The 5,757-nt window shown below is 75.5% G+C and carries 3 protein-coding genes and 1 pseudogene; 3 read left to right on the top strand and 1 reads right to left on the bottom strand.

What is annotated here, in order from left to right:
* Together AAHZ94_RS27325 and AAHZ94_RS27330 are read left to right on the top strand one after the other, a co-directional pair.
* A pseudogene (locus tag AAHZ94_RS27325) lies at positions 1 to 814 on the top strand (hypothetical protein); the annotation flags it as partial.
* 380 nt (positions 815 to 1,194) lie between these two features.
* A complete protein-coding gene (locus AAHZ94_RS27330; RefSeq protein WP_349996094.1) occupies positions 1,195 to 2,919 on the top strand; it encodes a threonine/serine exporter family protein in 1,725 nt (574 codons plus the stop codon).
* 340 nt (positions 2,920 to 3,259) lie between these two features.
* Here AAHZ94_RS27330 and AAHZ94_RS27335 read toward each other — a convergent pair whose 3' ends face one another.
* Positions 3,260 to 3,757: an inorganic diphosphatase gene (locus AAHZ94_RS27335; RefSeq protein WP_349996095.1), complete on the bottom strand. Its 498-nt coding sequence runs from the start codon at positions 3,755 to 3,757 to the stop codon at positions 3,260 to 3,262.
* Positions 3,758 to 3,843: 86 nt separating this feature from the next.
* On the opposite strand from AAHZ94_RS27335, the gene dacB reads away from it, so the two are divergent.
* Positions 3,844 to 5,616 carry a D-alanyl-D-alanine carboxypeptidase/D-alanyl-D-alanine endopeptidase gene (dacB, locus tag AAHZ94_RS27340; RefSeq protein ID WP_349996092.1) on the top strand — a complete coding sequence of 591 codons (1,773 nt, stop codon included), beginning with the start codon at positions 3,844 to 3,846 and terminating at the stop codon, positions 5,614 to 5,616.
* Positions 5,617 to 5,757 lie beyond the last annotated feature (141 nt).

The raw sequence follows: 5,757 nt of genomic DNA on the forward strand, positions 1-5,757 counted from the left end.
CGACGTCTTCGGCCACCCGGGCGCCCACGGCGGCCAGCAGCAGCCCGCCCAGCAGCAGCCCGGGCAACAGCAGTCCGGCCAGCAGCAGTACGGCGGCCAGCGCGGCGGCACCCAGCACCCCGGCGCCGCGCCGACCGGCCAGCCCGACCCGTACGCGCAGGGCCAGCAGCAACACCCCGGCCACCAAGGCCAGCAACAACACCCCGGCCAGCAGCAACAGCACCACCACCAGCAGCACCAGGCCCAGCACCCGCAGCAGCAGCGCGCCGCGCAGCCCGCCCAGCAGGCGTACCCGGGCCAGCAGCAGCCCGGCCAGGGCCAGTACGACACCGCCGGCTACCAGGACCCGCAGGGCTACCCGGGCCAGCAGCCGCAGGGCTACCCGGCCGACCAGGGCCAGGCGCAGGGCCAGCAGCCCGGCGGCTACCAGCAGCCGCACCAGCCCCAGCAGGGCTACTACCAGCAGCAGCCCCAGCAGGCCGCGCAGCAGCCGCAGCACGGCGGGTACGACCCGCAGCAGGGTTACCAGGCCCAGCAGGGCGGCGGGTACGACCAGCAGCAGGGCTACGGCCAGCAGGGTCAGGGCTACCCGGCCCAGCAGCAGGCCGGCGGCTACGGCTACCCGGCCCAGCAGCAGTACGGCACGGACGCCTCGTACGGCACACAGGCCCCCTACGGCTCGCAGGACCAGTACGGCGACCAGTACGGCACGCAGGACCCGTACGCCCAGGACCCGTACGGCACGCAGGACCCCTACGGCGGGCCGGGCGACGGGGGCCCGCAGGACCCGCCGGAGCGGCGCGCCCGCCACTGATCCGCTGACCCACGGCGCCCGCAGGCGCGCGCAGTCATCCAGCCCCCGGGCCACCGCCCGGGGGCTGTCGCATGGGGCCACCGGGCCGCGCGGCGCGACCGGCCGCCCAAGGCGACGGGCCGGCGCGAGGCGGCACCACGGGCCGGCACCAGACGGCGGTACGGGCCGGCGCCGGGCAGCACTGCGGGCCGGCGGCATGCGGCAATACGGACCAGCGGCGTACCGCCACCCGGCCGACGGATGGCGGGTGACCTGTGCACTTCGGGGAAGACGGTGCACACTGGGCGCCCCGGCCGACGATCAGGCATCGTGGCTGAGGGGCACGGCAGGCTGGCGAGGAGAGAGGGCACGTGGCCTCACAGGCACAGGGCAAGCAGGACATGGGCAGCACGGGTGACGGGGAAGAACTGGGGGAACGCAGGCCGCACCCGGACGAGGTGCACAGCGCCTTCACCCCGCCGCTCGGGCTGCCGCTGCCCTCGCACCCGGCCGAGGACGAGCACCCGACGTCGGAGTTCGCCCTGCCGGTGGGGCTGCCGCCGGAGGTGGTGGAGCCGCTGCCGGAAGCTGAAGGGTCCGCGTTCGTGGCACCGGGTTCAGCCGGCCCGGAAACGGCCGCCGCGGGACCCATCGGCAGCACTGCCTCCGGCCACGGCGCGGCGCGCGGCCCCGCCTTCACGCCGCCGCACGGCATCCCCGCCATCCGGCTCACCAAGGAGACGCCCTGGCAGGACCGGATGCGCACGATGCTGCGCATGCCGGTCGGCGAGCGCCCGGCGCCCGAACGGGTCGAGAAGCACGCCGAGTCCACCCAGGCGGTGCCCCGGGTGCTCGACATCACGCTGCGCATCGGCGAGATCCTGCTCGCCGGCGGCGAGGGCGCCGAGGACGTGGAGGCAGCCATGTTCGGCGTCGCCCACGCCTACGGCCTCGAACGCTGCGAGCCCACCGTCACCTTCACGCTGCTCTCCATCACGTACCAGCCGTCCCTGGTGGACGACCCGATCACGGCCAGCCGTACGGTCCGCCGCCGGGCCGTCGACTACACCCGGCTGTCGGCGGTCTTCCGGCTCGTCGACGACATCACCTCGCAGGACGACTTCACCACCGAGGAGGCGTACCGGCGGCTGGCCGAGATACGCCGCAACCGGCACCCTTACCCCGGCTGGGCGCTCACCCTGGCGTCCGGCGCGCTGGCGGGGGCGGCCAGCCTGCTGGTGGGCGGCGGTTGGCTGGTTTTTGTCGCCGCCGCGGTGGGCGCGATGCTCGGCGACCGGCTGGCGTGGCTGGCGTCGGGGCGCGGGCTGCCGGAGTTCTACCAGTTCGTCGCGGCGGCGATGCCACCCGCTGCGACCGGCGTCGCGCTCAGCCTGGCCCACGCCAATGTGCAGGGCTCCGCGGTGATCACCGGTGGGCTGTTCGCGCTGATCCCCGGGCGGGCCCTGGTCGCCGGCGTGCAGGACGGCCTGACCGGCTACTACATCACCGCCGCGGCCCGCCTGCTGGAAGTGATGTACCTGATCGTCGGCATCGTCATCGGCGTGCTCTCGGTGCTGTACGTGGGCCTGCGGCGGGGCGCCGACTTCAACCCGGAGGCCGCGCTGCGCGGCGACGAGCGCCCGGTGGTACAGCTCTTCTCGGCCATGCTGCTGGCGCTCGCCTTCTGCGTACTGCTCCAGCAGGAACGTTCCACGGTGCTGTTCGCCACCCTCAACGGGGGCGTGGCCTGGCTGGTGTACGGCTCGATGCACGACGTGGCCGGCATCCCGGCCGTCGCCTCCACGACCGCAGCCGCCGGCCTGGTCGGCCTCTTCGGCCAACTGCTCTCGCGCTACCGGTACGCGTCAGCGCTGCCGTACGTGACGGCCGCGATCGGCCCGCTGCTGCCCGGTAGCGCCACCTACTTCGGGCTGCTCGCGCTGGCCCAGAAGAACATGGACTCCGGCATTCCGTCGCTGACCCGCGCGGCCTCGCTCGCGCTGGCCATCGCCATCGGCGTGAACCTCGGCAACGAGATGGCCCGCCTCTTCCTGCGCACCCCGGGCGCCGACAAGGAGACCGGCGGCCCGCTCCGCCGCGCGGCCAAGCGGACCCGCGGCTTCTAGGGGTTTCCCGGCGCCGCCGGCGCGCGGCTCACGATGCGGCTCGGGGCGCGGCCCGGCCTGCCGCCCCCGTTGCGCAGTCCGGGCACGCGCAGCCCGGGCATGCGCAGTTCGGGTACGCGCAGCCCGGGTACGCGCAGCCCCGGTACGCCATCGGGGTGGGCGTCCGGCGTGGCGCGGAGGTCACCGTTGTGGCGGGCGCGGACGGGGCGACGGGCCGCGGCGATCCGACGCCGACGCCGTCGCCGCGCGGACCTGCCCGGACATGCCGATGGGCGGAGCACAGGTGGTGCTCCGCCCATCGGTGGATGCGCTGGTCAGGCAGGTGACCCGGCGCGCGGGCTCAGTGGTGCGCGCCGCCGGACGCCTCAAGGCGCTTGACGGACGCCTCGACCTCGGCCTCGGCCTCGGCGCGACCCACCCAGTTGGCGCCCTCGACCGACTTGCCGGGCTCCAGGTCCTTGTACACCTCGAAGAAGTGCTGGATCTCCAGGCGGTCGAACTCGGAGACGTGGTGGATGTCCCGCAGGTGCTCCACGCGCGGGTCGGACGCGGGGACGCACAGCAGCTTGTCGTCGCCGCCGGCCTCGTCCGTCATCCGGAACATGCCGATGGCACGGCACTTGATCAGGCAACCGGGGAAGGTCGGCTCGTCCAGGATGACGAGCGCGTCCAGCGGGTCGCCGTCCTCGCCGAGGGTGTTCTCCACGAAGCCGTAGTCGGCCGGGTAGCTGGTCGAGGTGAAGAGTCGACGGTCAAGGCGGATACGACCAGTCTCGTGGTCCACCTCGTACTTGTTCCGTGAACCCTTCGGAATCTCGATGGTGACGTCGAACTCCACGGGTGGCTCCTCCATGATCAGCACATAGTTCGGGTGGTTAAGTGTCCCTCACGCAGGTGTGTGGTTGCGAAAGGGGCTGCTCGAAGATGCCTGACGAGGCCAGATGGTGGTGGGACCAGTGGCTCGGCCGACTGCGGGGAGCCACTGTGGAGCAGCGCCGTACGGGGCTGCTAGCTGCGGGTTCCGCCGCCGTGGGCCTCGTGGTCGCGGCCACGTCGGTGGCGGCGACCGGTCCCTGGGACTCCGGCCAGCGTACGGCCGAGCGGCAGCGCGCCGCCTCCGCAGACCGCCCGCGCGAGGGGCGCCCCGGCGCGCCACCGGCGCCCGCCCCCAGCGCGGCCCCGGTCCTCGCGCCGCTCGGCGCCTCCCGCACGACGTCACCCGACGACGCCGGCCAGCGGTCCGTACCGCTGCCCACCGGCGCGGGCCTCGCGGACGCGCTGGAGCCGCTGCTGAAGGACCGGGCGCTGGGCCGGGTGCGGGCCGGCGCGGTGGTCGACGTGGCGACCGGGCGGCAGTTGTACGGGGCGGGGGCCGGCCGGGGCGTCGTCCCGGCCTCCACCATCAAGCTGGCCACCGGCGTCGTCGCGCTCGCCGCACTCGGCCCCGGCCACCGGCTGACCACCTCCGTCACCACCGCGCCCGGCGAGCGGGGCCGGATCGTCCTGGTCGGCGGCGGCGACCCCACGCTCACCGCCCGCGCGACCCACGGCCCGGACGGCACCCACCCCGCCAGCCTGCGCGAACTCGCCGACGCCACGGCCCGCGCACTGCTCGCCCGCGGCGAGCGCAGCGTGCGGCTCAGCTACGACACCCGGCTGTACGCGGGCTCCGCCCGGCATCCGATCGGGCCCAACGAGAACCTGTCCCCGGTCACCGCGCTCATGGTCGACGAGGGCCGCCGCGACGGCTCCGACCGCGGCCCGGCCGACCGCGTCGAGGACCCCGCGGCCGACGCCGCCCGCACCTTCGCCAGGCTGCTGCGCGACCGCCACGTCACGGTCACCGGCGCCCCCGGCCCGTACCGCCCACCGGCCCAGCGCCCGGCCGACGACAAGCGGGATGACAACAAGCCGGCCGACGACGAGCCGGGTGACCGTAGGGGCGGCGACCAGTCCAAGGACCGCAAGGACAGCAAGGACGGCGACGAGCCGAAGGACCGCGGCGGCAACAACGAGCCGGCCGACCGCAAGGACGACCACAGGTCTGACCACGAGGCCGACGGCAAGGGCGACGGCAGGGACGACCGCGAAAGCGACCGCAAGGCCGACCGCGGCAAGCGGGCCACCGCCCGCGGAACCACCCTCGCCAGCGTCCGCTCGCAGCCGCTGTCCGCCCTGGTCGAGCGGATGCTCACCAACAGCGACAACGACATCGCCGAGGCGCTGGCCCGGCACCCCGCCCGGGCCAGCGGCGAGCCGGCCAGCTTCGCCGGGGCGCAGCGGGCCGTCACCGCCAGGCTGCGGGAGCTCGGTGTGCCGGTGGCCGGGGCCCGCTTCGCCGACGGCAGCGGCCTGGACCGGGCCGACCGGGTCTCGGCCGCGACGCTCGCCCAGGTCCTGGTGCGGGCGGCCGACCCGAACCGGCAGGCCCTGCGCCCCGTACTCACCGGACTCCCGGTCGCCGGCTTCACCGGCACGCTGCGCGACCGCTATCCGCAGGACTCCGTCGGCCGCGGCGTCGTACGGGCCAAGACCGGCACCCTGACCGGGGTCAACACGCTCGCCGGGACCGTGGTGGACGCCGACGGCCGGCTGCTGACCTTCGCCTTCCTCACCGAGGGCAGCACCGACCCGGCCGCCGCCCAGCGGGTCCTGGACCGGCTGGCCTCCGCCGTCGCCAACTGCGGCTGCCGCTGACCCGGAGCGCCTCCGCCGTGCCCCGGCCGCGGGCCCCCCGGGGGGGGCGGGGGGGGGCGGGGGCGCGCGCGCCCCCGGGGGGGGGGGGGGGGGGGGGGGGGGGGGGGCGGGGGGGCCGGCACCGGGGGGGGGCCCCCCCCC

The organism is Streptomyces sp. HSW2009 (assembly GCF_040240285.1).
Lineage (GTDB): Bacteria > Actinomycetota > Actinomycetes > Streptomycetales > Streptomycetaceae > Streptomyces.

What these genes read in the sequence shown, in the direction of transcription:
- dacB (WP_349996092.1), top strand. Translation starts at nt 3,844, where the DNA reads ATGCCTGACGAGGCCAGATGGTGGTGGGACCAGTGGCTCGGCCGACTG.
- AAHZ94_RS27330 (WP_349996094.1), top strand. Translation starts at nt 1,195, where the DNA reads ATGGGCAGCACGGGTGACGGGGAAGAACTGGGGGAACGCAGGCCGCAC.